Raw genomic sequence first — 26982 nt, forward strand, 5'->3', positions numbered from 1 at the left:
CAGTTGGGGTGCTGCGAAAACTACCTGCGCGATGAATGGCACACCTGAGGCGTCCAATTTCTCCAGAAATGGCCGCTCGCTTCGTTCGTCAACATCGTTCCATTGTATGCGGCGTCCGCGCCCCATTGATTTTTCAGTTGCAGCGATCTGAGGTTGGTCTACGGGCCGTCAAATGAGCTCACCGATGAGTACCTGATGAGCTCATTGTGAGGCCTTGATGCGGGCGGCATAGGCCCAGGGCATCAGAGCATCGATGTCTTTGGCGAGGTGGCCGTTTGCGAGGCGGGTGAAGAGGTCGCACAGATAGGCGTAGGGCTCAACGCCATTCATTTTACAAGTGCCGATCAGGCTGGCAAACCGGGCCCAGTTCCGTCCCCCTTCGTCATGGCCCGCAAAGAGCGCGTTGCGGCGGTTCATGGCCGGGCGACGGATGGCGTTTTCCACCAGGTTGGAATCGATATCGACGTGTCCGTCGTTCAGGAACAGCCGGAAGCCGTCCTGTCGCGTCAGCATATAGGCCAGGGCAATTCCGAGGTCCGACTTGCGTGAGACACGCTTGGCCTGTGCTGCCAGCCAGGTGAAGAACTCGTCCACCAGCGGGAGGGACAGCTCCTGTCGAACCGCCCGGCGATGTTCGGGATCTGAGTCCCGGATACTGTCTTCGATCTTGTAGAGCGCGGCGATCCGCACCAGCGCCTCGTCGACGATGGGCGATCCGCTCTTTGGTGTGGCCTTGATCAGCTTTCTGCGTCCGTGTGCCCAACAGAAAGCCAGCTTCAACGGGTCGCCGCCCGTGCGTTTTGACGTGGCGAGATGAGAGTAGCCTCCATAGGCATCGACCTGGATTGTGCCGTTGAAGCCATCCAGGATTTCTGCGGCATATTCGCCTTTACGTCCTGCTCGATAATGGAACACCACGCCCGGCGGGGCTGAGCCCTTCCAGCCGCGGTCGTCACGCAGGACAGCCCAGAGATAGCCGATCTTCGTCTTGCCGCGCCCAGGATCAAGAACCGGAGCCGTTGTCTCGTCGACATAAAGCCGAGTGCTTTCCCACAGCAGCCGTTCGGCCATGTAGTCGACCACCGGTGCGATTTCGCTGCCCGTGCGCCCGAGCCAATCGGAAAGCACCGTGCGGTCTATCGGCACCCCGTGTCGCGCCATGACCTCGGCCTGCCGGTTGAGCGGCATATGTTCGGAATGCTTGGCGACGGCGATCTCAGCCAGGAGGGCTTCCGTCGGCCAGCTCCCTTCCAGCAGATGCGCCGGCGCTCTGGCCTGGACGACGCCCGTTCGACCCTTGGGGCAGGCGTATTTCGGGCGGATCGTGACGATCACCTCGTAGCGTGCCGGGACCCGGTCGAGCCGTTCCGTCCGATCCTCGCCGATCCGGACCATGTTGCCGCAACCGCAGGGACAAACGATGCTCTCGGGCTCGATCACTCTCTCGACCCGCGGCAGGTGTTCGGGCAGTGCACGGGCCTTACGCTCCTTGCGAGGAACGGCCTTGTCCGGATCGGATGCGCTGGCGTCGATCTTTTTCTCGACGGCGGCGATCCGCGCCTGTGTTTCGGCAATCGCCGTTTCAAGGTCTTCCAGCGCCAGTTCCATCTGCGCCGGATCGAGCTTTTCCGATTTCGGCCCGAACTTCGTGCGCCGATAGTCGTGAACCTGCCCCTCAAGCTTCTCGATCAGTTCCTTCAACTCGGCGATGAACGCGTCCTTTTCGGCCACCACCGCCTGTTCATGCTGGCGTGCGGCACGCTCGACCTTAAGCTCGAACTGCATCGCCGCAAAGGCTTTGATAACCTCTGGCGGAAGGTCCGGAAACAGGCTGAGATCAAGGGGCGACGACATGCGGCCTTATAGCAAGGCAGCACAAAAAATCCAAATAAAACAATGCAAAGACGGCCGGATATTTACCCTGCCGCCGACGGCGCGGTCACCCGTTGTGCCATGACCCGTCGCCAGTCAAGACCTTCGAACAAAGCCTCATATTGACCCCTGGAAAGACGCATCGTCCCATCCTGAACCTTGGGCCAGGCAAAGCTTCCATGTTCAAGAATTTTGTAGATCAGCACCATTCCGGTGCCATCCCACACCAGGATTTTCAGGCGATCCCCGCGCTTCGACCGGAAGATCACCGTCACCCCGGAATGCGGGTCGAGCTTCAACTCGGTCTGCACCATCAGAGCCAGCGCCTGATGCCCACAGCGGAAGTCCACCGGCCGCGTTGCAATCAGGATCGGCAGTCGTTGGCCCGCGACGATCATGCCGTCCCTCGCATGGCTCGCACCAGAGCCGCCACACGTTCAACCGGCACATCGCCGGGAACCCGCATCACGACATCCGGGCCGATCTCCAACGTCAAGACCGACGAAACCGCCTCCGGCAGCGGCGGCGCCAAAATATTCACAGCCTCGCTCGGCTCCGCCGCAATCGCCAAAGGCACAAATGCAGGCTCGGCATCGCCGCTCTCCGCCAGGTCCGGCATAGCCTCAAAAGGCAGGGCCAGAATGCCCTCGCGCACTTGCCGGCGCCACAAGGAAAGCTGGTGCGGCACAACGTCATGACGGCGCGCGACATCAACAACACGAACACCAGGCTCAAGGCTTTCCGCCACGATCCGCGCCTTCACATCATCCGGCCAACGCCGGTTTCCACGACGCGGCTCGACAACTTCGTAGCGCCCAACAAATCCTTCTTCTGCCATGCAAATCTCCAGATACTCCTGGAGACCTTCTCGCATAGGCAACAAGCCTCAAAATACTGCCAATTCAATGGGGCGGAAACGGCGCTTACGTTCCATTCGATCCACGGCTAAACATCCCGGCGACTACGCTACCCGTGTCGGCCTTTGCGCTTCGATCTGTTCGACCGGCCAACGACACAAAGATCAGGGCCTCTCCAAAGGGCAATTGAGGAGGGCTTGAACCGTAGGGACATAGGGCAGTGACCATTGTGGGAGTGCATTAGATTTAGGAGGATAGAATGAGCGATATTTGGACCATTCGCGACGCTCGCCTAGTTCAAGAGGAACAACCTATTGTGAAAGACCTTCGCGAGGCAGGCGCGAACATCACCTCGGTTTGGGACTTAATTAACAGCAGAAGTGGATATCCGAATTTGGTGCCGATCTTGATGAAGCATTTGCAATTGCCTTACTCTGATCGAACACGAAGCGGGATTGCCAGAGCTCTAGCGGTTCCCGCGGCCGGCGAATATTGGGACTTCCTTGTCCAGCAATACATCAACGCGAAACAAGGCAAAGGCCCTGTTTTCCCCGGTGAGGAAACGGAATTCGTGCTGGGTTTCAAGGAAGGCTTGGCTTGCGCGCTTTCCGGATCAGTAACTGAAGAGAGGCTCCCTGACCTTATTCGATTAGCAAAAGATCCCTCCAATGGAGAAAGCCGCCTCTTGCTGATTGGACCCTTAAGGCGCTCGAAAGCCGCTATCAGCAGAGAGGCGGTTGAGGAACTACGACACGATCCGCAGCTCGCTAAAGAAATCAACTCTTGGCGCAAGAAGTAGCGGACGTCGGATCTCCGGATTTCGACACGATCGTGGATCCGTACGGTTCGCGCGACGAAATGATCAGAGCGTCTTTGGGTAACTGACGGGCCAGCTCCCTGGCCTCTTCCCACGGCGCCCGCATCCAGGTGTCCGTCTCTTCCTTGGTCAGCAACAGGACTGGCATGGCCTTCTCATGGATCGGCTTCACCAGGTCGTTGGGATCTGTGGTCAAGAACCCGTAGAGATCATCGGTGGTCAGGCCGTCCCTGACCTTTCGGACACTCTGCCATTGCGGCACATGAATGCCGGCAAAGAACATCAGCGACTTCTGCTCGTCGCGGGCGAACCAGGCATTCGGCACGTTGCCGCCATCTTGCCGGCTGGCCGGATCTGGTTCCGCGAACCTGGTGACCGGGACGAGACATCTGTTCTCGACCCCGAACCATCGTTTCCAGTGCGGAAAACTGAGCTTGCGCACGTTGGTCGTGCCGCGGTCGGCCTCCATGCGGGTCAGTTCTTCCAGATCGAATGGCTTGCCTTTCGCTGCAAGTTTCTCGGCCTTGGCCTTGGCCGCCTTTTCAAGTGCGAAGCGCGGCGAGGGCAATCCCCAGCGCGCATGGACCAGTTGCTTCTTTCCGCCGGCGGTGTTGCGGACGATCGGCCCCATCTGATCGGGGTTCATCTGGTAGGCCGGCATGAGGTTGATCAGGCTCTCAGCGTCCTGGGCCCATTTCGCGACCCAGTCCTTGTCTTCCATGCGATAAAGATTGCACATGCTAGATATCCACTCCGCCGAGCTCGAGTGGCGGACAATCTAGCGTATGGCGCTGATTTCGCTAGTCGAGCTGGAAGACATCGGCATTGTCCTGCCGTTCTCGCAAGCCCTTGTAGGATGGATGACGTAGTTTCCCGTCCGACGTCCAGGCGCGAAACTCGATCTCGGCGATGAGGGTCGGTTCGACCCAGACAATATCGGCACTTCCTGAATAGGGCAGGGGCGGCTGCTTTCGCTTCCACCGCAGCGTGTCAAGCATCTTCCGTAATCTGATGGTCTCGGCTTCTTTGAAGCCCGTGCCGACGCTCCCCACGTGGACGAGCTCATCACCACGATACGCTGCGAGCACCAACGAGCCGAAGCCGGCCGGGGACGCCGTCGACCGCTCATAGCCGACGATGAAGAAGGCTTCGCTCTGGACGCATTTGACTTTCACCCAATCCCCGGTCCGGCCGGAACGATAGGGCTGATCGAGACGCTTGCCGACGATGCCTTCCAGCCCCAGGCGGCAGACGTGCTCCATGAGGACAGCTGGTTCGCCATCGAGTGTTTCCGATAGCCTGATGGCGCCGATCTGGTCATTCTTTGTGCCGTTTAACGTGTCCTCGAGAAGGTGTCGTCGAGACCGGTATTCGACACCGCGCAGATCATGGCCATCAAGGTACATTAGATCGAAGGCGTAGAGGACAGCGTCCGACGCCCGGTTGCCAGCTTGTTTGCCCGATGTGCCCAGCGATTGCTGTAGCAGACCAAAATCCGGTCGACCCTCATCGTCGAGCACGACGGCCTCGCCATCGATGATCATTGTTGCCGGCCCGAGCGCTTTGGCGGCCTGCTCTATCGCTGGAAACCGATGTGTCCAGTCATGGCCGCCGCGGGTAAGGATCCGGATCCCTTGCGGCTCGATGTGAACGGCAAGGCGATAGCCATCCCATTTCAGCTCCCAGCTCCACTCGCTTCCCTTTGGGGGATGAGGCTTCAGTTGCGCCAGCGCAGGCTCGACGCGCTCAGGCATGGGGTCGAATAGGAGCTGCGGTTGGGCTGGATTGCGCTTGCCTCGCGGCCGCGAACGGATCGGGGCCTCGGTGTCATGAAGGAGGGGTTTTGATCTCGGAGGCTTCGTCATGCCGAGAGTTCAGCAGAAAAATCTTAAAGACACTGTGACGATGCCGACTTGTCCCCGCAATTCACACAAAGGGATTAGCGCTCGCAAACGCTCGGAAAAAAATCCACAGGCCGCTATTGGGCTGATTCCCTTCGGTATTCTGCTGATTTCTAATGTTCAGGATAATATTCCCATCCTTCCGGTTGCTTGACTCTTCAATCGCGTCGGAACAGAAAGAGAACATCCGCATTTTGATCGACATGATGTCGGCCGCCAACACGACCTTGAAGGGACCCGTGAACGATGACTGCTGCCCGTGAAAGGGTGATTTCCGATCTGCGCGAGCGCATTGCATCACTGGAAGGCGTATCAGCCAGAAAGGCTGGCTGTCTGTCCTTCGGCGTGCCTGAGATCGATGCAGTGCTCCCGGGAGGTGGTCTGGCCTATGGCGCCCTGCACGAATTTGCCGGCGGCGGGTCGGGCACGGTAGATGGTGCGGCGGCAGCCCTATGTGCGGCGGGCATCGCAGCCCGCACCAAAGGTCCGATCGTCTGGTGCCTGACGCGCCCCGATCTCTTCTTTCCCGCGCTCGCCCAGGTCGGCCTCCATCCCCACCGGGTGATCTTTGTCGAATCCGACAGAGAGGACGACGTTCTGGCAAACATGGAGGAAGGGCTGTCCTTTGGTGGGCTCGGCGCAGTCGTCGGTGAACTCGTTCGCCTGCCTATGGTCAGCTCGCGCCGCCTGCAGCTGGCGGCTGAGCGCACCGGCACCATGGCGCTTGCCGTCCGACGCTGGCGACGGCAGACGGAGGCGAATGATTTCGGGCAGCCGACGGCGTCGATCACCCGATGGCGGGTGAGCGTGATGCCGTCGGAGGAATTGCCAGTGCCGGGTGTGGGGAGAGCCCAATGGTTGCTGGAATTGATGCGCGTGAAAGCGGGTGAATGTGCTGAGTTTCTCGTGAGGGCGTGCGATGACAAGGGTCGTCTCGATCTATCTTCCGGATTTGCCGACGGATCGCATTCGTCGCGCCGATCCGTCTATTCCGCCTGAACAGGCGATCGCCGTGATCGCCAGGAGCGGCTCGAAACGCTGGGTGTCGGCCGCCGACGCCGCTGCCAGGAAAGCCGGGGTCCATGTCGGCATGCCGGCGGCGAAAGCACAGGCGCTGTTCCGCGGCCTGATGCTGGTCGATGCGGATCCTGCGCTGGATGCTGCAGCACTCGAACGCATTACGCTTTGGGCACTGACGCTCTATTCGCCGATCGTCGCGGTCGATGGGATCGACGGGATCGTCATGGACACAGAGGGTGCCGATCACCTGCAGGGCGGCGAGCTTGCCATGGTGACGAAGATCGCCAATCAGTTCCTGGCCAAGAAACTCACCCCCCGTGTCGCGATCGCCGACACCTGGGGTGCAGCGCACGCCTGTGCCCGCGCCATCAGTCGCGACACGGTCATCGTGCCTTCAGGTGAGACCGTCCGCGCCGTCGAGAAGCTGCCGATATCGTTGCTGCGCCTTCCCGGGAAAGTCGTCAGTGATTTGCGAACGCTCGGCTTCCAGACGATCGGCGAACTGGCCAACACGCCGCGCGCGCCGCTGACGCTTCGTTTTGGTCCGGAGATTGGCCGGCGGCTCGACCAGATGGTCGGCCGCATCTGCGAACCGATCGATCCAATCCGCACCGCAGAATTGATCGAGGTCTCCAGAGCCTTCGCCGAGCCGATCGGTGCTGCCGAAACCATCAACAAATATGTCGGCCGGCTGGTGGTGCAACTGATCGAAGAGCTGCAAAGGCGCGGCCTTGGTGTTCGGCGCGCCGACCTGATCGTCGAAAAGGTCGACGGTACGCGGCAGGCAATCCGCGCCGGCACGGTGAAGCCGGTTCGCGATGTAGTCTGGCTGACGAAGCTGTTTCGTGATCGGACGGAAAAGATCGAGCCCGGCTTCGGGATCGAGAAGCTCACCCTGGTGGCGGTCATGGTCGAGCCGCTGGAGGAGCGTCAGAAATTCTCCTCGCTGGTCGAGGAGGAAGTGAAGGACGTGACGCCGCTGATCGATATCTACGGCAACCGTGGGCAACGTGTTTATCGGGTGGCACCGGTTGCCTCCGATGTGCCCGAGCGCTCCGTCCAGCGGATCGGTCCTGCTGCCGATCCGGTCGAGGTCACCTGGGTCAGTCACTGGCGCCGGCCGGTTCGGCTGCTGGCGCGTCCGGAGCTGATCGAGGCCATCGCCTTGCTGCCGGACCGGCCGCCGGTCTCGATCACCTGGCGCGGCAAGCGTCGGAAGGTCAAGCGGGCCGACGGTCCGGAACGGATCTTTGGCGAGTGGTGGCGGCGCGACGCCGAGATGGAGGCGGTGCGGGACTACTTCGTCATCGAAGACGAGGACGGCGAACGCCTCTGGGTGTTTCGCTCCGGTGATGGCATCGATCCTGAAACCGGAAGTCACCGCTGGTTCTGCCATGGGATCTTCGCATGAGTTATGCCGAGCTGCAGGTCACGACCCATTTTTCCTTCCTGCGCGGTGCAAGCTCGGCGCAGGAACTGTTCGAGACCGCCAAAGCTCTCGGCATCGAAGCCCTCGGCATCGTCGATCGCAATTCGCTTGCCGGAATTGTCCGGGCGCTCGAAGCATCCCGCGCCACCGGTTTGCGCCTCGTTGTCGGTTGCCGGCTCGATCTGCAAGACGGCATGTCGTTGCTGGTCTACCCGACCGACCGGGCTGCCTATTCCCGGCTGACCCGCCTTATCACGCTCGGCAAATCGCGCGGCGGCAAGAACAACTGCATCCTGCATTGGGATGATGTCATCGCATACACCGACGGCATGATCGGCATTCTTGTGCCGGATCTACCGGACGACGCCTGCGCGATCCAGCTGCGCAAGATGGCCGAGCTATTTGGCGATCGCGCCTATGTGTCGCTCTGCCTCCGGCGCCGGCAGAACGACCAGCTGCGGCTGCATGAGATTTCAAATCTTGCGGCGCGCTTCAAGGTGAAGACCGTCGTCACCAATGACGTCCTTTTCCATGAGCCAGGCCGCCGGCAGCTGCAGGACATCGTCACCTGCATCCGGACCCGCACGACGATCGACGAGGTGGGCTTCGAGCGCGAGCGCCACGCTGATCGCTATCTGAAGCCGCCGGAAGAAATGGAGCGATTGTTTCCGCGATATCCGGAAGCTCTGTCGCGGACGATGGAGATCGTCCGTCGGTGCACTTTCTCGCTCGAGGAACTCACCTACCAATATCCGGAGGAGGCGATCGTGCCGGGCAAGGATGCTCAGGCCTCACTGGAGCACTATGTCTGGCAATGCGTGCCCGATCGCTATCCGGAAGGACTGCCGCCTGATGTGTTGAAGATCGTGCGCCACGAGCTCGATCTCATCCGCACCATGAAATATGCCCCGTATTTCCTGACGGTCTTCTCGATCGTGCGCTATGCGCGGTCTCAAGACATTCTTTGCCAGGGGAGGGGGTCCGCAGCCAACAGCGCCGTCTGCTACATCCTCGGCATCACCAGTATCGATCCCTCGACCAATGATCTTCTGTTCGAGCGTTTTGTATCTCAGGAGCGTGACGAGCCGCCGGATATCGATGTGGATTTCGAACACGAGCGGCGCGAAGAGGTGATCCAGTGGATCTACCAGACCTACACCAGAGAAAAGGCAGCGCTCTGCGCCACCGTGACCCGCTACCGGGCGCGCGGCGCGATCCGCGATGTCGGCAAGGCGCTCGGGCTTCCGGAGGACGTGATCAAGGCGCTGTCGTCCGGCATGTGGTCATGGTCGGAGGAGGTCTGCGATCGCAATGTCCGCGAGCTCAATCTCAATCCAGACGACCGGCGTCTTGTGCTGACTTTGAAGCTTGCGCAGCAATTGATGGGCGCGCCACGGCATCTCGGCCAGCATCCGGGCGGGTTCGTCCTCACCCATGATCGGCTAGACGATCTCGTGCCGATCGAACCGGCGACGATGAAGGACCGTCAGATCATCGAATGGGACAAGGACGACGTCGAAGCCCTGAAATTCATGAAGGTGGACATCCTGGCCCTTGGGATGCTGACCTGCATGGCCAAGGCCTTCGATCTGATCCGCGAGCACAAGGGTCGGGATCTCGACCTGTCTGACATCGAGCAGGAGGATCCTGCGACCTATGCGATGATCCGCAAGGCCGATACGCTCGGCACCTTCCAGATCGAAAGCCGCGCGCAGATGGCGATGCTGCCGCGGCTGAAACCCCGAACCTTCTACGACCTTGTGGTGCAGGTAGCGATCGTCCGGCCGGGCCCGATCCAGGGCGACATGGTGCATCCCTATCTGCGCCGTCGCGAAGGCAAGGAGGCCGTCGAATATCCGACGCCCGAGCTTGAGGCGGTGCTCGGCAAGACGCTCGGCGTGCCGCTGTTTCAAGAGTCGGCGATGAGGGTCGCGATGGTCTGCGCCGGCTTTACCGGTGGCGAAGCCGACCAGCTGCGCAAGTCGATGGCAACCTTCAAGTTCACCGGTGGCGTCTCGAAGTTCAAGGACAAGCTGGTCTCCGGCATGGTGAAGAATGGATACTCGCCGGAGTTTGCTGAAAAGACCTTTTCGCAGCTCGAAGGTTTTGGCTCCTACGGTTTTCCGGAAAGCCATGCCGCGAGCTTCGCACTCATCGCCTATGCCTCCAGCTATGTGAAATGCCATTACGCCGACGCGTTCTGCGCGGCCTTGATCAACAGCCAGCCCATGGGTTTCTACGCGGTTGCCCAGATCGTCGGCGACGCCCGCAACCACGGTGTGGAGATCCGACCGGTCTGTATCAACCGCTCTCGCTGGGACTGTACGCTCGAGCCGATGGAAGGCGACCAACGCCGCCATGCTATCCGCCTGGGCATGCGTCTGGTGCGTGGGCTGGCCGCAATCGACGCGGCTCGCATCGTCGCCGCCCGTGCCGATCACCCCTTCGACAGCATCGATGACATGTGGCGGCGTTCGAGCGTTCCATCAGCATCGTTGGTCGAACTGGCAGAGGCCGATGCTTTCCTGCCATCGCTCCAACTTCAGCGACGGGATGCATTGTGGGCGATCAAAGCTTTGCGCGATGAGCCACTGCCACTCTTTGTTGCCGCGGCCGAGCGCGAGATGAAGACAATCGCCGAGCAGCAGGAGCCTGATGTCAAACTTCGGCAGATGACAGATGGGCACAACGTCATACAGGACTATAGCCACACCGGTCTGACACTGCGAGAGCATCCGCTCGCCTTCCTACGCAAGGACCTTGCCGCTCGAAGCATCGTCACATGCGAGGAAGCCATGTCGGCCCGAGATGGTCGTTGGTTGATGACCGCAGGCCTCGTTCTCGTCCGGCAAATGCCCGGTTCGGCCAAAGGCGTGATGTTTCTGACGATCGAGGATGAGACCGGTCCGGCGAACGTCGTCGTCTGGCCGAAACTCTTCGAGCGGCGCGGGCGCGTTGTGCTCGGGTCGAGCATGATGGCGATCAATGGCCGCATCCAACGGGAAGGGGAAGTCGTGCACCTCATCGCCCAGCAGCTGTTCGATCTCTCGGGCGACCTATCCGCCTTGGCTGATCGTGATGGGGAGTTCAAACTGCCGACAGGTCGCGGTGACGAGTTCACCCATGGATCGCCGGGAAGTCCGGATACGCGGGATCGAGCGCCGGCGGTCAAGCCGAGGGATATTTTTGTTCCCGACCTTCATATCGATACGCTGAAAGTGAAGGCCAGGAATTTTCACTAGAGAAGCCAGCGTGATAGCTTTCTTCGATGAGAATGCGGCGGTCCGATTCCGGTCAAGAGCAGGCGATTGATGAAGACGCGTCCGATTGGGGTCGAGCCCTGCATCTTTTGCGACCGCATGAACGAGTTGACCGGCAATAAGATTCCGATCGTTCTCATCGACATCTCGCGATCGCTCTCCGCCGACGCGCGCCATGACGTGAACACGCGGCTAAGTCCGGGCAGGGCGACAAGGGCGACTGCAAGCACTGATTTGGGGAAAAATTGTCACCGAGCCGGCCGGTCGATGCTTCGCAACGGAACCGCTGTTGCGAGAGGCCATTCAGCAAAGTCGCAAGCTTGGTGGTGGGAGCCGATAGATCATGCCCAGTGATTTGGGCTGATGGGTCAAAAGCCTCTATCTGCGTTTCGATAGAGCCACCGCCCGCGAATTCTGTTTTGATCGTGCAAGTCTCCTACGCCGTGGTGATGGCGCGGACGTTGTCCGTCTCTTCCGAGACCTTTGGGACCCACAAGGCAGCTCTTTGCTAACTTTCCCGCGGCTGCCCTGTTGACCGGTCAAGCTGTGCGCGAACTGACGCCGGAGCGCCTTCGCCTCGGATGCTCGTTGTTTAGAGGAACGTCCTTGCCGCGGCAGCCACCGCGTCGGCGCGAGAAGGGAGCAGGCAGCTGCTAACCGGCGACTCTTCTATCAAATCCAGTTGGTGGTCGCGCGATGGCTTCGACGATTATGCAGAGCGAACTTATGTTTTCAACGGCAGGCGAATTGAGAAGAGGCCGCCGCTCGCAGATGCGGCCTTTCGCGTTTCAGGAGACCTAATCCGGCTTCGATCAGCCGGCAGCCTTAATGCTCGTGTTGCAGAGGCTCCAGTAGCCGCCACCCTTCTGGATCCACTTCAGATCGCCGAGCGTCCCAGCATCCTTGGCGGTATGGTAGGAGTCGACGCAGGTGTGCAAGCGGGCCTTGCCAGGCGTTTCGCTTGAATATTTCTTGTCGATCGCCTTCGGGAACTTGACGCTCTTCGGCGCCGCGGTCGTCGGCTTTGCCGGTTCCTTCTCGCTCGTGGCGGTAACGTCCGCCTCGTCAGCCTTGTCGGCAGCAGCAGCGTCCGCCCCACAGAACTTTGCGCGGAAATCGTTCCACTTTACGTCCTTAGCGGAACCGTCGGCCTTGGCGGCCTGATACTTTGTGCTGCACTCCTTCATCGTCAACGCATGCGCCGGCGACGACATGATAATGGCAGCAACCAGCGAGCCGGCAGCGGAGAGAAGCAGTTTGTGTGACATATGATTGGCCTCCGTCGATAATGTTGACGTTTCAGTCTTCGCTTCCGCCTCGGCGTTAAGACGCTGACGACGGGAGGGTTCCATTGGGGCTTGCCTGGTCTACGGCTGTCGGAAGGTGCCCGGCCAGAAGCTCGGGTACCTTGCTGATATCGATGCCGAGTTTGGAGGCAAGGCCCTGTAGCTGCTCGGACGAGAGCGCTGCGCGAATTTGGTCCGCAGTGATCGGGATATTATCGCCCGTGCCTATCCAGGAGGCCACCTGATGGCCAAGCCCGCTTTGATTGAGTTGGGTGAGAACGCCATCGAGTCCGCCGGCATTCTGGAAGACATCCTCGGCGACCGCCAGAAGATTGACCGGCTTGCCATTCAAGACGTCGCTGACGACACTGCCCAAACCATCGAAAAGCCCCATGACACTCTCCCTGGTCCAACCGTATACAACGCTTACACCCGCCGAATGAACCGGAGATGAACAAGGGTCTACCCCCCCCGGCTTCTGAAGCCCTTTGCGGCTTCTCGTCCAAGAGCTAGCGGCGTGCACTTGCTAATGGGACGGGTGAATGAGCGACATCTTGAGCCATGGTTCTCGCCGTCATTCGCAGCATTGTGGATTGGCCGGATGCGACCTCATCTAACTTGAACTGGCTGACAAGCTCACGAAGTTTTTGCGCTTCTTGAGCAAGTGAAGTAGAGGCCGCAGTCGATTGTTCGACCATGGCGGCGTTCTGCTGTGTGGTCTGGTCCATCCGATTGACTGCGACGTTGACTTCACTGAGGCCGACCGATTGCTCATTTGCAGAGGTTGCGATCGCATCCATATGCTGGTTGATCTGCATGATAAAGCTGCAGATGGTCTTTAAAGACTGTCCAGTGTCACGCACCAGCTTTACCCCGCTCTCCACCTCCTTGGAGGAGTTCTGGATGAGGCCCTTGATCTCCTTGGCCGCGCTGGCTGACCGCTGGGCAAGTTCCCGCACTTCTTGAGCGACGACTGCGAAGCCCTTGCCCGCTTCGCCCGCTCTGGCCGCCTCGACTCCTGCGTTCAAGGCGAGAAGGTTTGTCTGAAACGCGATTTCATCGATCACGCCGATGATATTGGAGATCTGCTGCGATGATGTCTCGATACGTCCCATCGCCTCTTCGGCCTGGGAAACGACCTCGGCGGACTTTGCCGCGCTTTGGTTTGCCTGCGTGGCTACCGTACGGGTCTCCTCGGTCCGCTTGCTCGAGTTTGATACGTTGGCGGTGATCTCTTCCAGGGCGGCTGCAGTTTCTTCGAGGGCTGCTGCCTGCTGTTCCGTGCGCTTTGAAAGATCATCTGCCCCGGAGGAAATCTCCCGGGTGCCATCTTCAATCGTGATGATGCTGGAGGAAATAGCCGTCAAAACTTCGGCAAGCTGTGCGATGGACTGGTTGAAGTCGTGGCGTAGTGCTTCAAAGTCGGGAGCAAACGGCTCATCGAGACGAAATGCCAAGTCGCCTGCAGCCAACCGCCGCAAGCCGGAAGCAAGACCTGAGGTGGCAATGCGTAAACGCTCGGTGGCATCAGACTCCGCTTTCTGCTGCGCAGCTATGCGATCGTCATCTGCCTGTTTGCGGTTTTCGTCCGCTTCGATCTGCATCCGCTTGTTGGCGATCGCCGCCTGCCGAAAAACCTCCACCGCGGCTGCCATGGAGCCGATCTCGTCGGCGCGGCCGGCAAATGGGATGTCAGAACCGGTGTCTCCTTCGGCTAACCGTCTCATCGCGCTGGTAATCTGGCCGATCGGATTGGCAATACAGGTCAGCACGAAGGCCACAGCGCCGACAACAAGCAGTCCTGCGATTCCAATGGCGGCAATTAGATAGAACTTTATGGATGCATAGGTTGTCTTGCTCTCCTCTGCCGCCTTGTTGCTGCCGCTAACGTTGAATTCGACCAAGGCAGTTGTTAGTTCTTTCAGCTTGTCCGAATAGGTGCGCATCTCGCCGCCGAGATATTTACCAGCTTCCTCAATTTTATTCGCGCGGGAAAGAACCACAAGCTGCGGCCTGCTGGCAATATAGCCCTCAACGCTCTCCTTTATCCCGGCGACCAACTGTCGCTCGCGGTCGGATGATGCCAAAGAAAGGTAAGCATCTATCGATTTGCGAAGTGTATCCTCCGCGATGACAATGGCTTCTTCGCGCGTTTTTTTGTCTGCGTCTGACTGCGCGATGACGTGGTCGCGGTACGCGAGGCGCAAATTCGCCATGTTGAGATTGATTGCCCGCGATGCTTGTACGCTCGGTAGCCAATTTTTTGCGATTTCCTCGGTGGATCCGTTTGTCTTGCTGAGACCGTCAATTGAAAGATACGCAATGAGACCGAATAGAACAGCGAGGCCGCCAAGAATTATGAGCAGGCTCGACTTTATGCTTGGACGACGCATCGAAGGACCCCTTTGGCAATTCCAACACAATGGCGGATTGATGTTGGAGATCGTAAGGAAAATAATTTAATGATTTACTCAAATATAATACGCAGTTTACCAACATTCGAAGAGACGATCAGTAGCGAGATCAATGGCTGTCCGTCGGACTGAGGCAGTCTCCGACGGTCAGCTTGAGTCCGCGTTTGGGGGGAGGCGCGGCTTGGCATCACGCATGTCAGATAGGGTCGTTGGTGCCCGTGGGCTTTAGCGCTCATCCGCTCACAGATTTCAGAGCTCGTGCGACCGCGGCCATGATGTCCTCCGGCGGCGCAGGCTTCAACACGAGCTCTCCCGCACCGAAAGCCGGTTCCTCGTCTGTCAGCGAACTCGTCTCCCCGGAGTAGACGATGAACGGCGTGCCGCGCTCGGCCAACAGTCGCACCACTGCGGAGCACATGCCGTCGGACAGCCTGGGATCGATAATCGCCAGCCGCGGTACGTTGATTTCCAGCCAGGTTATAGCTTCCGAGCCTCTGGAAAGGGCGATCGTCTCGCCGTAACCGTGCGCGGCGAGAAGCTCCTCGACATCCAAGGCAATAAAAGGTTCGTCCTCAAGAATGAGAACGGGCAGGCCAATAGCCGGAGTTTCCATAGAACTGACGTACACCGCCTCCGCATGCATGTCACTACCGCGCAAGTCGGTAACATTGGCCCGACGCGCGTGATCAACCCTTAGCGCGATCTGGTCTGCTAGAACGTTTTCAGCAAACGCAAGAGCGCAACCTTTTCCGTTGGAGTCCCGCGTTTGAAGCCGATGTAAGTTTGCAACTCATCGCCGTGGAACCTGCGCTTGAATGCAGCTTGACCCTGAACGTTGAAAATGCGGCGGTTTATGAGCGGCGACAGAAAAGCGCGCTGATACAGGTAGCGCCAAACGGTGCTCTCGGGAAATTGGCTTTTCTCGATGCCGGCCAGCGGTGACAAGCCGAGCGTCATGATTTCAGCACCTTCTTGTCTAAACCGATCTGCCGCGTACTTCGTGAGCCCGATTTCAGCATGGGCCGTTGTGCCCTGAATCTTCCGCTTGAACGCTGCCGTATATCCAATGACTTTGCCATCGCGGCAAAGAGGGTCGAAATCGAGCAACGCAATTGGCTTTGAATGAGGCGAGAAAAGAACAAATCGTCGCATGCCGGGCCTCAGCGACAGGCAAAATGGCCGATTTAAAAACCGCATCTCGCGGCGTCTGACGATTCTACCCGCCCGCCAGTCATCAGAGATCTTCGAAAGCTCGGGGCCCAGCTCCCCGTCCCCGCACTCGTGAATGGAGTATCCATTCTTATACAGCCATCGCTCGGAATAGCGGAGCGTCTCGTTGCGCCTGCCGTTGAAGGAATGGTTGGGCAATGAAAGGGCGCTGTCTTTGCCCAATTGATTGACCCTGTAGCCGTGTGATGTGAGTGCGGCGGCGGTTGCAGCGTGAACCTGAACAAAACAAGGTTTTCCGGATTGGGCGATGAAACGCGCGATGTAGTCAGCTTTGCTAGCCCGGCTGGCGATGGGATCGCCGAGCGCAAAAACATGTCCCATCTTTGTAGCATAGGCGATATAGCCATTTTCGTCGCCGAAATAACTAAGATCCGGCTGAACGGCTGTGGAGTAGGCCAAGGAAAAATCACCGTACTGCCGACAAAGAGCGAGCCGCTGATCAAGCGTCAGTTTGGAAGATGGGATGGCGGGCAGGCTCCGGTCAAAACAGGAATCGATCAAGGTTCTCATGCGCACCATTTTAGAATAATTCCAAGACCACTCGGTTGCACCGTCAATGCGTGTCGATAGAATGTCAATGAAAACGGGATAGATATATCGTGTTCCGAACTAATGAAGTCGAATCCGCCGTCGTCGTGGGCGCTGGCACCGCGGGCTTGATCGCCGCTTTTGAATTGCAGCAAGTTGGAATCCTTCCTCGAATATTCGAGAGGGCGACCCGCGTGGGTGACCAATGGCGTGCGAGACATCCCCAGCTCACGCTCAACACCCACAGGGATCTTTCGCACTTGCCGAACCTTAGATATCCAGCGGGTACTCCGGCATTTCCAAAGCGCGATGCCGTTGTCGAGCATCTCCAAGAATTCGTTGCTCAACAGTCTATGGCGATCGAATTCGGGGTGGAGGTGGATCGCATATCTGTTGTGAACGGGAATTATCACCTCTCGACCAACAAAGGGGCTGTGGCAGCCCGCAATCTTGTCATCGCCACGGGCCGAGACCGCAAACCAATTATACCGGCGTGGGCGGGCCTTGAGCGTTTTCGAGGCAAGGTCATCCACGCTGCGAAATTCGGAAGTCTGCACGACTATGATGGAAAGAGCGTGCTTATCGTCGGCGCCGGCAACTCCGGATTTGATATCCTGAACCATCTGGCGGCGCGAAAAACATCTACTCTTTGGCTGTCTTCAAGACATGCCCCCGCACTCGTGCCGAAGCGGCTTTTCGGAGTGACTGTACATCGCCTTTCCCCCTTGCTGGAACGGCTTCCGACGCGACTTGCCGATGTGGCGCTCGCAGCGACGAGTTATGTGGCCTTCGGCGATCTGAGAAGGTTTGGTATGGGAAAGCCGGCAGGTGGCGGCGCAACCCGACTGAGAGAGGGCACGGCACTGGCATTAGACGATGGCGCGGTAAGGGCGATCAAGGCCGGAACCATAAAGGTGATGCCTGAAGTGCAATCGTTTGACGAGGATCAAGTCTATTTCAGAGACGGGCAAGCTTGTTCGCCAGACATCGTTATTGCAGCGACTGGTTACTCTGCTGATCTCGAAAGGATCGTCGGCAATCTCGATCTGCTAGATCAGCAGGGACGAACGCTGATCAATGGATCGCAACAGTTACCGCATCTTTCGGGACTGTACTTCATCGGTATGCGCGCGAGCATTATCGGTGACATCGGGAGCGCCAAAATTCAGGGACGCGCTATCGCGAGATCTATTCGGCGTGCACAGCAGGAAGGAATGACTGATGGGAGCGCCACCACCTGGCGTGATCGATGATCAATACGACGAGGCCCCTGTAAGCACCAGCCCGCTTGCTAACATCAATCCCGCCCTCGACCGGGCAAGGCGGCGCGACGCGTTCACGCGTGCATCATTCGCCGAGGAGCCGCGACCCGTAACTCACACTTTTGCACCGCCATTTAAAGCATTGTTGTGGCAGGTGGTGACGGAAACGTTCGCGCCTAGATCACAATCTCGAGCCAGCAGCAGACTGGACTTTATGCTCAGACGATGCATGGAAAGGCCCCAGGGTCCGCCGCCACGCCGTATTGCCTATAAGTTTTGTACCAAGAACGTTCTACTAAATACGCATTGTGACGCGGCGATCACCATAACAGGCTGCGTCGCAGAAGGTTGTGGACTCTCACCGGCGACAAAGCGCGATATAAATGGAACCGTTCCGTTCCCAATGTTGCTGCATCCCGAGGAATGTGCTGTGTTATCTACCTGAATTAATTGGTATAGTCTTATAGCTAGTGGATTGATTGAAACAAAGGAGTCCGATTTGGGATTCCTTTTCGACTTTCGTTGTGCAACGATATCGTATGCGTACAGGTATCAGATTTGACGTGGCCGCGGCGGATCGAGCCCGCTTGGAAGCGATTGTTGCAGCTCCAACTTCTGCTCAGAAGCACGTGTGGCGAGCGAGGATCATCTTGATGAGCGGTGATGGCTCGGGAACGGTCGCAATCATGGAGACAACCGGCAAATCCAAAACGTGTGTCTAGCGTTGGCAGGAGCGCTTCATGACTGAGGGCGTCGATGGCCTTTTGCACGACAAGAGCAGACCGCCCGGCATTGCGCCGCTTGATGGCGAACTCGTTGAGCGGGTCGTCGCACTGACGCTTGAGACGCCTCAACAGGAAGCAACGCATTGGACTGTTCGTGCGATGGCCAAGGCCGTTGGGATTGCAGCCTCTTCGGTTGTGAAGATCTGGCATGAGCATGGCCTTGCCCCGCATCGCTGGCGCTCCTTCAAACTATCGAACGACAAGGCCTTTGCCGAGAAGCTTCATGACGTCGTCGGGCTCTACGTCTCGCCACCGGCCCATGCCATTGTCCTGTCCGTCGAGAGCCAGATCCAGGCACTCGACCGGACGCAGCCAGGACTTCCCCTGAAGAAAGGGCGCGCCGGCACGATGACTCACGATTACAAGCGCCATGGCACCACCACCCTGTTTGCCGCCCTCAATATCCTCGACGGCTCGGTGATCGGTCGAAACATGCAGCGTCACCGGCATCAGGAGTTCATCCGTTTTCTCAACGCCATAGAGGCGGAGTTGCCAAAGGATAAGGCCGTTCACGTCATTCTCGATAACTACGCGACCCATAAACAGCCGAAGGTCCGCGCTTGGCTAGCCAGGCATCCGCGCTGGACCTTCCACTTCGTTCCTACATCCTGTTCATGGCTGAACGCCGTCGAGGGCTTCTTTGCGAAGCTGACGCGCCGACGTCTGAAGTACGGCCTCTTCCAGTCCGTCGTCGACCTCCAGGCTACCATTAACCGCTTCGTCAAAGAGCATAACCAAAAACCAAAACCCTTCATCTGGAGGGCAGATCCAGACGAGATCATTGCAGCGGTCAAACGTGGGCACCAAGCGTTGGAATCAATCCACTAGCAGCAAAACGGCTTCATCGACCTGCATGAAGATGGTGGTCGGCCATTGACCGGCGAGGCCGTCGACAGCGCATTTTCACGGACGCTGCTGGCGCCTGCCCGGTGCCACGTGCGCATCGACTGGCTGCGATAGGAACTTAGGGCTAGGCTCTGTTCTCGCTCTCCGCGAAACGCTGCACCGATTGGACCTCTTCCGAACTCTTCTGACCAAAAACGGACACTGATCATGACAACAATAACAAGTATCATCTCCACGGTGACAGCAGCCTTTTTAGGCTCTTTCGTGGAGGTCGTCGAAGCGTTCACCATTGTCCTTGCGGTCGGCGTGACCCAGAGTTGGCGGCCGGCCTTCATCGGCATGGGCCTGGCGCTTTTCGTTCTCGCCCTTCTGGTGCTGGTCTTCGGGCCGCTACTCGGCCTCATCCCGATCGACATTATGCAATTCGTCATCGGCACGCTGCTGATCCTGTTCGGTCTGCGCTGGCTGAGAAAAGCCATTTTGCGTGCTTCCGGTTTCATCGACCTGCATGACGAGGAAAGGGCATTTGCCGAGGAGACGGACAGCCTTCGTCGGCAGGCGGACAACCGCAGGGCAAACTTTTTGGCCGGCATTGCAGCATTCAAGGCCGTCCTGCTCGAAGGGTTGGAAGTGGTGTTCATTGTGATCGCCACCGGCGCACGTCCCGGAATGCTCGGCTATGCGAGCCTGGGAGCGCTGGCGGCGTGCCTTCTCGTTCTCCTTACCGGCCTTTTGGTTCACAAGCCGCTCTCGACCGTTCCGGAAAACACGCTCAAACTCGTGGTTGGCGTGACGCTGAGCGCGTTTGGAATTTTCTGGGTGGGAGAAGGGATCGGCACGGTTTGGCCGGGCGCCGATCTCTCGCTGTTGCCGATCTTCGGCGTATTGGCGCTCTTCTCTTTGGCGGCCGTCAAAATGCTTCGCCGGTACTACAACGCGCATATGGAACCTGCCCAATGAACATTCTCAAAATCGCAATCAACGAACTCGTCGGCATGTTCATAGACGACGGCGCACTTGCCCTTTTGGCGCTGGCCCTGATCATCGCCATCGGCTTTTCGGTGAAATGGGGGCTACTTGGCGGTTCAATCGCCGCCGGCATACTGATCGTCGGATGCCTGCTGATCTTGGCCGAGAGCGTTGCGCGAGCTGCGAGGCGGAAATTCATGCACAGGTGATGGCCTTATGAACTTTTGAAGGACTCCACGACCTCCCTTCTCCGAGAAGTCATCGATAGTGCCGTCTCTTCTTAGTTGCGCTTTTTATGCTAGGAGTAGCACCTCTAACGTCGCGACATTTCCGGATGATTTGTAGTAGTGTCCTCCTATGAAAATCCTGCTTGTCGAAGACAATCACGAGTTAGCAGCGTGGCTTGGCAAGGCGCTCAAGCAGGCGAATTATGCGGTCGATATCGCACACGACGGCGAAGACGCGGGACATCTCCTGAACGTAGCGGAGTATGCCGTCGTCATTCTCGATCTGTCGCTTCCGAAAATTGACGGAATGACGCTGCTCAAGGGGCTCCGACAAGCCGGCAACAAGGTCCCGGTTATCATCCTCACGGCCAATGCCAGCCTCGATGGCAGGGTCGCCGGACTGGATGGCGGCGCGGACGATTATCTTGCCAAACCTTTCGAAATAGCGGAGCTGGAAGCCCGCATCCGTGCGCTTGTCCGGCGCGGCCATGACCGGGCAGCGCCCGAGATAGCCATCGGAGATCTAATATTCGACGGCGGCACGCGCCAGTTCACCCTGGCGGGCGAGACGCTGGTTCTAACGCCGCGAGAACATGCGGTCCTCGAACACCTTGCCCTAAAGGTTGGTACGACGGTCGCAAAGGCAACATTGTCGGAAAGCGTCTTCGGCTTCGACGACGCAGCGGACGCAAGCGCGATCGAAATCTACGTCCATCGGGTGCGGAAGAAGCTCGAGGGCAGCTCGGCCCAGATTGCAACTCTCCGCGGCCTTGGCTACATGTTGCGCCATGCTGGGTGAAAACGTCAAAAGTCTCGGAAAGGCGCCTTGCAAGCCATCCGGCTGCTCGGCGCAAGTCTGCGCATCCAGCTGTTGGCATGGATCTTTCGGACCCTCATCGGCGCAATCTGCATCAATCTCTACCGCAGTTTCCTCACAGCCAATACGACCGCCAACCTTATCTTCGACCAGACATTGATGGCTTCGGCGCGGGTCACTGCCGATGATGTCACCGTCGATGAAGCGGGGAGCAGCGCAGATCGCCGGAAGGCTGCTGCTGACGGTCAGAATTCCGGCCGTCACAAACAGATCGAACTTATCCTGCCAATATAAAAACACCGGCGCCGGAGAGCGCCGGTGTTCTATACTGCTTCCCTGGGAGGATCATTGAATATCGAGGCTCTGCTGCGGGCGCCACTTCGCCAAGCGGTTTTCGATCTGCGTCATGATGAATTCCGCGATCAGCGTTACGATCATCACAAGGACGATCGCGGCATACATACCTGCAGCGTCGAAGGTGCCCTTGGCGATTGAAATCAGCTGGCCGATACCGAAGCGGGCGCCGACGAACTCTCCGACGATAGCGCCGATGATGGCAAAACCGAAGGAGACGTGAAGGCTCGCAAAAATCCAACTCATGGCCGAAGGAACGATCACGGCCCGCGTGACCTGCCAATCAGAAGCACCGAGGATCCTCGCATTGGCGATCATGTTGCGGTCGGCTTCACGAACCCCTTGGAACGCATTGGCGAACACGACGAAAAATACCATGATGAAGGCAAGCGCTACTTTGGATGGCAGGCCAAGGCCGAGGATCATGATGAAGATCGGTGCCAGAACCACACGCGGAATAGAATTGATCGCCTTGATATAGACCGACAGAACATCCGACAGAAAACGGTTGCGACCGAGGCTTACACCCACGATGACGCCGGTAATGGAGCCGCAGAAAAAGCCAATCAGAGCCTCTTCCATCGTCACCCAGAGGTTGTACCAAAGTGATCCTTCACTGGTCCCGTTGACCGCCCAATCGTAGAGACGGAAGATAATGTCGCTCGGGCTGGAGTAGAAAAACGGGTCGATCCACAGCAGGTTGGATGACAGCTGCCAGAGTGCCACAACCGCGACGAAGATCCCGATCTGCAGCGACAGAACCTGCTGCTTACGTCTCTTGATCGCGCGGAGCGCTGCGGCCTCGATTTCGGAATCCGATGTGCCGGGGCGAAATACGACGGCCGGCACGTTGTCTGCGATGATGTTTGCCATGCTTGCCTCCTTACGCAGCTTCGCTGGAACGGCGATAGCTGGCCTCGACCTCCTGGCGGAGATCCTCCCACATCGTCTTGCAATAGTCGATGAAGCGCTGCTCGTAGCGAATTTCCGACACGATACGCGGGCGTGGAAGATCGATCGTGTAGACGGACTTGACCGTGGCTGGGCCGGCTGTGAGCACATAGACCTTGTCGGCAAGCGCGACGGCTTCCTCCAGATCATGGGTCACGAATACGACCGAAGCCTTCCGTTCCGCCCATAGTCTGAGCAATTCCTCGTGCATCACGGTGCGGGTCTGCACGTCGAGCGCCGAGAAGGGTTCATCCATCAGCAGGATTTCCGGCTCGTTGATGAAGGTCTGCGCCAGCGATACGCGCTTGCGCATACCGCCCGAAAGCTGATGCGGATAGTGATGCAGAAACTTTGAAAGGCCGACGCGCTGAAGCCAACCTTTGGCGCTATCTTCTGCTTCCTTCCTACTCTTGCCGCGAAACAGGGCGCCGGCCATAACGTTGTCGATGACATTCTTCCAGGGAAAGAGCGCGTCCGTCTGGAAGACGAAGCCGACGCGCGGATCGATTCCGTCGACGGGTCCGCCCATCAGCCTGACCTCGCCGGCGCTAGGCCGCGCAAGACCCGTTACCAGGTTAAGCGTAGTGGATTTGCCGCAGCCGGTCGGGCCTACGACCGCGACGAACTCGCCTTCTTCCACGGACAAGGTGAAATCGCGCAATGCTGTCAGCGACTTGCCGCTCGGAGAGACAAAGCGCCTGCTGACATTGAGAAGCTCGATTGCCGGCTTCCGAATGCTGATGTCTGACATTGGTTTTTCCTGACGCGCGCTCGTTAGGCTCGCACGCGAAGCCGAGGACATGTCCGCCGCCGGCGAACGTGCCGGAGGCGGATCTGAAAGCCGCTTACATGACCTTTTTGACGAATTCCGTGGTGTAGGTCTTCGAAAGATCGATCTGCTTGCCCTGCATATTCTTCGAGAATGAAGAAAGAACCGAGAGAACGGTCTTCGGACCATCTTCCGGCATCACGCCATCGGCGGTAAACATCGCCTTACCTTCGTCGAGCGCTTTGACGTATCCTTCCTTGTCGCCGACGTAATATTCTTTCGGCATCTTGTCGGCGATCTCGGCGCCGGAATGCGTATTGATGAAGCGCAGCGTCTTCACGAAAGCATTCGCAAGCTTCTGGGTATCGTCCTTATGAGCATCGACCCATGAGGTTTCCATGTAGAGCGAGGCTGCGGGATAAGTACCGCCGAGTGCCTGGCGTGCGCCTTCCATCGTGCGCATGTCGACGAGGACGGTTGCTTCCTTGGTCTTCAGCAGACGGGAGATCGTCGGTTCCGTCGTCATGCCCACCTGGATCGCATCCTGCTGCATGGCGGCGATGAAGGTCGTGCCTGCGCCGACTGGAACGGAGGTGACGTCGCCAGATTTCAGACCAGCCTTGTTGGCCATGTATTGGGTCAGAAAGTTGGTCGAGGAACCAAGACCGGTGACCCCAGCGCTATGACCCTTGAAGTCCGCGATGGACTTGATTTCCGGATGCTTGGCCGAGACGAGTTCGACTTCGCCTGGAGCTTGGCTGAACTGGACGACCGATTCGACAAACTTCCCCTTCGCCTGCAGGTCGACGCAATGGTCATAGAAGCCGACAACGCCCTGGACCGCGCCGGCCAGAAGCTGGTTCTCGGCATCGACGCCGGCCGGTTCGTTCAGAAGCTCGACATCGAGGCCTTCATCCTTGAAATAGCCGAGGTCTTCAGCGAGTTTTGCGGGCAGATAGATCTGCTTTTCGTAGCCGCCGACCATCAACGTGATCTTGCCGGCTGCATGAGCAGAATTTGCTGCAAGCATCGACGCGAGCATGACGACGGACAGTGCGGCTGAATTGAACAACGTGCGTGTAGAACGCATTGGATCTCCTCCTGAGTTTTCGTATCGCACTTACGTTGCCACGACGGCCACGCTCTCCTCTGCGATTAGGGGAAGATAGTTGGCCCAAGCTTTCAACCAGCTTTCAGGCGGATCAAGGATGAGAAAAAAGGTTCCGACTGAGGCGCAGCGCGTATCCGCTGCTGCTCAATTGGAACTCTTGCGCCATCCCGGTGTCGACGACGCTCAATGAAACCTGGATCCGTTGCATTTTCTCATTCAATTATCGTAATCATTCCGTTCGCAATCTCCCGCGTTAGGGGGAACTAACGAGACGACTTCATTGGGGCCAGCCGTACAATGAGGCATGCGATTAGACCGCGCTCATCCTCGCGCATGGCGAGTGTGAGCCGCACTCCTTGTCTTTCGGCTGCCGCTTTCGCGATCGCCAGTCCTAAACCGCTCCCCTCGCCATCCTGAGGCATTGCCCTGAAGAACCGTTCAAAGACACGGGGCATCTCTTCTTCCGCGATCCCGGGTCCTGTGTCGCGGATTTCGATCCGTGCTTCTTGCCCGGCGACCAGCACCGCGACGTCGACGGTTCCGTTCGGTGGCGTGTACAGCACGGCGTTCTCGACCAAATTGCCGAGGATGATTTCGAGATCGGCAAGGGCGCCGATCGTGACGGCCTTATCCCGGCGGGTGATGCCAAGATCGATCGACCGACTGCTAGCAAGCGGTGTCAGGCGCGCGATGGTGTCGACCGCAAGCTGGGCGAGGTCGACAGGCCGCGGGTCGGGCGCGGGTTCGCGGGCATCGTAACGGGCGAGGCGCAAGAGCTTGTTTACCAAGCTTGTAGACCTTCTGATCCCGGCCTCCAGCTCGGACAACCGCTGGGCAAATCGGCCATCGCGGTCGTCGCGTCGAAGGTTGTCGATTTGAATCTGAAGTGCCGAGAGGGGCGTGCGCAATTCATGGGCCGCATCGGAAATGAACCGCCGCTGTCGCTCAAGCAATGACCGCAGCCGCGCGAGCAGCAGATTGATTGAGCTTACGAAGGGAATGACTTCAGCCGGCACGTCGTCAATCGGTACGGGGTCGTCCGCTGCGGCGTCTCGAGAGGCGATCGCGAAGGCCAGGCGATTGAGACGGGCCATGATGCGATCGATGATCCAGCTCAACGTCAGCAACGACAATGGAATAAGAATTGCTATCGGGAGCGCCGCCTGAAGAGCCGCATTGGCGGCCAGTTCCTGGCGTACACTCATCTCCTGGGAAACCTGAACAGTTCGATCCGGCGTCACGAGGATGTAGACGCGCCAATTGTTATCGGCCGCTGAAATATCGGCCAAACCGCTCGCCTGTTGCCGGGGAATAGCGATGGAGGGATCCGACTGTTGCAGCGGCTGGCCGACCGCGTTCCAGACCTGGATGACGAAGTCGTCCTCGGGATCATGCGCCACCACGCCGTCAACGCGGCCAGCCGCCGGCCCGGGAGGCGCATCTCCAACATAAAGCGCGATCTGCCGAAGCTGATTGTCGAGGAAGTCGGACGCTTCATTCCTGACGAGGAGGTAGGATGTCGTCGCTGCGCAGATGCCGATAGTCGCCATCAACCCGGCGAGCCACATGAAAGCCGTACGTCGGATCGAAGTCATGCTCTTCACCTGGGGACCATCCATCCTGCCCCGCGGACGTTGTGTATGATGTCTTTGTCGAACTTGCGCCGCACGTAGTGGATGAGCACGTCGACGGCGTTGCTTTCCACCTCCTGACCCCAGCCATAGAGCCTTTCTTCGAGCTGAGCGCGTGAAAGAATGGTTCCAGGACGCTCCAGCAACGCATGCATCAGCGCAAATTCGCGCGCCGGCAACACTTGGCTCAGCCCCCGATATGTCACCTCGTGGCTTGATAGATCGAGCTCGATCTCGCTCGTACCCAGGACCGAGACCGCCTGACCGCCATGCCTGCGTAAAACCGCACGCATGCGCGCGAGCAGTTCTTTGACCTCGAACGGCTTCACCAGGTAGTCGTCGGCCCCGAGGTCGAGCCCCGTGACGCGATCGTCGAGTTCGTCACGGGCGGTGATCACCAGGATTGGCCTCTTGTCGCCGGCCGTCCGCAGCGAGCGCAGGATTTCCAGGCCCGAACGACCGGGCAAGCCAAGGTCGAGCAGCAAAAGACCATGCCCGCCAACCGCGGCGGCCTCGTCCCCGAGTTGCCCGTCACGCACCCAGTCTACCGACAGACCGGCATCTTCCAGGGCTTGTACGAGGGCCTTGCCCAGCATGGCATCATCTTCGATCACGAGAACACGCATGCCCCATAATAGACCGAACG

25 protein-coding genes and 1 pseudogene are annotated in these 26982 nt (G+C 58.7%); 11 read left to right on the plus strand and 15 right to left on the minus strand.

What is annotated here, in order from left to right; translation table 11 throughout:
• Positions 1-201: 201 nt before the first annotated feature.
• The 3 genes from tnpC to tnpA form a co-directional block, all read right to left on the minus strand.
• Positions 202-1854: an IS66 family transposase gene (tnpC, locus tag AB8B31_RS34830; RefSeq protein ID WP_439007688.1), complete on the minus strand. Its 1653-nt coding sequence runs from the start codon at positions 1852-1854 to the stop codon at positions 202-204.
• Positions 1855-1916: 62 nt separating this feature from the next.
• Complete coding sequence (gene tnpB / locus AB8B31_RS34835; protein ID WP_077976417.1) at positions 1917-2270, minus strand: IS66 family insertion sequence element accessory protein TnpB; 354 nt, start codon at positions 2268-2270, stop codon at positions 1917-1919.
• Positions 2267-2710, minus strand: a complete 444-nt coding sequence (tnpA, locus tag AB8B31_RS34840) for an IS66-like element accessory protein TnpA (RefSeq protein ID WP_077976416.1) — start codon at positions 2708-2710, stop codon at positions 2267-2269. The genes tnpB and tnpA overlap by 4 nt, the downstream gene beginning before the upstream one ends.
• A 278-nt stretch (positions 2711-2988) precedes the next feature.
• Here tnpA and AB8B31_RS34845 point away from each other — a divergent pair, with 278 nt between their 5' ends.
• Positions 2989-3528 carry a hypothetical protein gene (locus AB8B31_RS34845; RefSeq protein ID WP_439007689.1) on the plus strand — a complete coding sequence of 180 codons (540 nt, stop codon included), beginning with the start codon at positions 2989-2991 and terminating at the stop codon, positions 3526-3528.
• Here the strand turns inward: AB8B31_RS34845 and AB8B31_RS34850 are convergent.
• Both AB8B31_RS34850 and ligD read right to left on the minus strand, forming a co-directional pair.
• Positions 3506-4285, minus strand: a complete 780-nt coding sequence (locus tag AB8B31_RS34850; RefSeq protein ID WP_439007690.1) for an SOS response-associated peptidase family protein — start codon at positions 4283-4285, stop codon at positions 3506-3508. The genes AB8B31_RS34845 and AB8B31_RS34850 overlap by 23 nt on opposite strands.
• A 61-nt stretch (positions 4286-4346) precedes the next feature.
• Positions 4347-5411, minus strand: a complete 1065-nt coding sequence (ligD, locus tag AB8B31_RS34855) for a non-homologous end-joining DNA ligase (protein WP_439007691.1) — start codon at positions 5409-5411, stop codon at positions 4347-4349.
• Here ligD and AB8B31_RS34860 point away from each other — a divergent pair.
• The 4 genes from AB8B31_RS34860 (at position 5410) to AB8B31_RS34875 (ending at position 11138) form a co-directional block, all read left to right on the plus strand.
• Complete coding sequence (locus AB8B31_RS34860) at positions 5410-5601, plus strand: hypothetical protein (protein WP_439007692.1); 192 nt, start codon at positions 5410-5412, stop codon at positions 5599-5601. The two genes, ligD and AB8B31_RS34860, sit on opposite strands and share 2 nt — an antisense overlap.
• 92 nt (positions 5602-5693) lie before the next feature.
• Positions 5694-6446: an ImuA family protein gene (locus AB8B31_RS34865; RefSeq protein ID WP_439007693.1), complete on the plus strand. Its 753-nt coding sequence runs from the start codon at positions 5694-5696 to the stop codon at positions 6444-6446.
• Positions 6367-7878, plus strand: coding sequence for a Y-family DNA polymerase (locus tag AB8B31_RS34870; RefSeq protein WP_439007694.1), 1512 nt, complete (start codon positions 6367-6369; stop codon positions 7876-7878). The genes AB8B31_RS34865 and AB8B31_RS34870 overlap by 80 nt, the downstream gene beginning before the upstream one ends.
• Entirely contained in the window at positions 7875-11138 is a 3264-nt protein-coding gene (locus AB8B31_RS34875; protein ID WP_439007695.1) for an error-prone DNA polymerase, read from the plus strand. Before AB8B31_RS34870 ends, AB8B31_RS34875 begins: the two co-directional genes overlap by 4 nt.
• 830 nt (positions 11139-11968) lie before the next feature.
• On the opposite strand, the gene AB8B31_RS34880 is transcribed toward AB8B31_RS34875, so the two are convergent.
• The 5 genes from AB8B31_RS34880 to AB8B31_RS34900 all read right to left on the minus strand — a co-directional run bounded on the left by AB8B31_RS34880 (position 11969) and on the right by AB8B31_RS34900 (position 16605).
• Positions 11969-12424: a hypothetical protein gene (locus AB8B31_RS34880; RefSeq protein ID WP_439007696.1), complete on the minus strand. Its 456-nt coding sequence runs from the start codon at positions 12422-12424 to the stop codon at positions 11969-11971.
• Between the two features lie 55 nt (positions 12425-12479).
• Positions 12480-12965, minus strand: coding sequence for a YidB family protein (locus AB8B31_RS34885; RefSeq protein WP_439007697.1), 486 nt, complete (start codon positions 12963-12965; stop codon positions 12480-12482).
• Positions 12952-14835 carry a methyl-accepting chemotaxis protein gene (locus AB8B31_RS34890; RefSeq protein WP_439007698.1) on the minus strand — a complete coding sequence of 628 codons (1884 nt, stop codon included), beginning with the start codon at positions 14833-14835 and terminating at the stop codon, positions 12952-12954. The genes AB8B31_RS34885 and AB8B31_RS34890 overlap by 14 nt, the downstream gene beginning before the upstream one ends.
• A gap of 253 nt (positions 14836-15088) precedes the next feature.
• Entirely contained in the window at positions 15089-15499 is a 411-nt protein-coding gene (locus AB8B31_RS34895) for a response regulator (protein ID WP_439007699.1), read from the minus strand.
• A 68-nt stretch (positions 15500-15567) separates the two neighbouring features.
• Complete coding sequence (locus tag AB8B31_RS34900; RefSeq protein WP_439007700.1) at positions 15568-16605, minus strand: phosphatidylglycerol lysyltransferase domain-containing protein; 1038 nt, start codon at positions 16603-16605, stop codon at positions 15568-15570.
• An 80-nt stretch (positions 16606-16685) separates the two neighbouring features.
• Between AB8B31_RS34900 and AB8B31_RS34905 the strand changes: the two genes are divergently transcribed.
• The 6 genes and pseudogenes from AB8B31_RS34905 (at position 16686) to AB8B31_RS34930 (ending at position 21814) form a co-directional block, all read left to right on the plus strand.
• Entirely contained in the window at positions 16686-17867 is a 1182-nt protein-coding gene (locus AB8B31_RS34905) for a flavin-containing monooxygenase (RefSeq protein WP_130722863.1), read from the plus strand.
• 548 nt (positions 17868-18415) lie between these two features.
• Positions 18416-19489, plus strand: a pseudogene (locus AB8B31_RS34910) (IS630 family transposase).
• Positions 19490-19714: 225 nt separating this feature from the next.
• Positions 19715-20467 carry a COG4280 domain-containing protein gene (locus tag AB8B31_RS34915; protein ID WP_130722862.1) on the plus strand — a complete coding sequence of 251 codons (753 nt, stop codon included), beginning with the start codon at positions 19715-19717 and terminating at the stop codon, positions 20465-20467.
• A complete protein-coding gene (locus AB8B31_RS34920; RefSeq protein ID WP_130722861.1) occupies positions 20464-20685 on the plus strand; it encodes a hypothetical protein in 222 nt (73 codons plus the stop codon). The genes AB8B31_RS34915 and AB8B31_RS34920 overlap by 4 nt, the downstream gene beginning before the upstream one ends.
• Positions 20686-20833: 148 nt before the next feature.
• Entirely contained in the window at positions 20834-21502 is a 669-nt protein-coding gene (locus AB8B31_RS34925; RefSeq protein WP_130722860.1) for a response regulator, read from the plus strand.
• 27 nt (positions 21503-21529) lie between these two features.
• The gene (locus AB8B31_RS34930; protein ID WP_130722859.1) at positions 21530-21814 is read left to right on the plus strand and encodes a sensor histidine kinase N-terminal domain-containing protein; all 285 of its coding nucleotides are present in this window, start codon (positions 21530-21532) and stop codon (positions 21812-21814) included.
• A gap of 51 nt (positions 21815-21865) precedes the next feature.
• Here AB8B31_RS34930 and AB8B31_RS34935 read toward each other — a convergent pair whose 3' ends face one another.
• From AB8B31_RS34935 to AB8B31_RS34955, 5 genes are all read right to left on the minus strand, one after another.
• A complete protein-coding gene (locus AB8B31_RS34935) occupies positions 21866-22747 on the minus strand; it encodes an ABC transporter permease (protein ID WP_125846476.1) in 882 nt (293 codons plus the stop codon).
• 10 nt (positions 22748-22757) lie between these two features.
• Positions 22758-23576, minus strand: coding sequence for an ABC transporter ATP-binding protein (locus AB8B31_RS34940; protein WP_130722858.1), 819 nt, complete (start codon positions 23574-23576; stop codon positions 22758-22760).
• 94 nt (positions 23577-23670) lie between these two features.
• On the minus strand, positions 23671-24684 hold the full coding sequence (locus AB8B31_RS34945; protein WP_130722857.1) for an ABC transporter substrate-binding protein: 1014 nt from the start codon (positions 24682-24684) through the stop codon (positions 23671-23673).
• Between the two features lie 284 nt (positions 24685-24968).
• The gene (locus AB8B31_RS34950; RefSeq protein ID WP_260696170.1) at positions 24969-26273 is read right to left on the minus strand and encodes an ATP-binding protein; all 1305 of its coding nucleotides are present in this window, start codon (positions 26271-26273) and stop codon (positions 24969-24971) included.
• 32 nt (positions 26274-26305) lie between these two features.
• Positions 26306-26962, minus strand: a complete 657-nt coding sequence (locus tag AB8B31_RS34955; protein WP_130658177.1) for a response regulator transcription factor — start codon at positions 26960-26962, stop codon at positions 26306-26308.
• Between the last annotated feature and the right edge of the window lie 20 nt (positions 26963-26982).

It is taken from the genome of Rhizobium sp. 62_C5_N11_2 (genome assembly GCF_051811185.1).
Lineage (GTDB): Bacteria > Pseudomonadota > Alphaproteobacteria > Rhizobiales > Rhizobiaceae > Rhizobium > Rhizobium leguminosarum.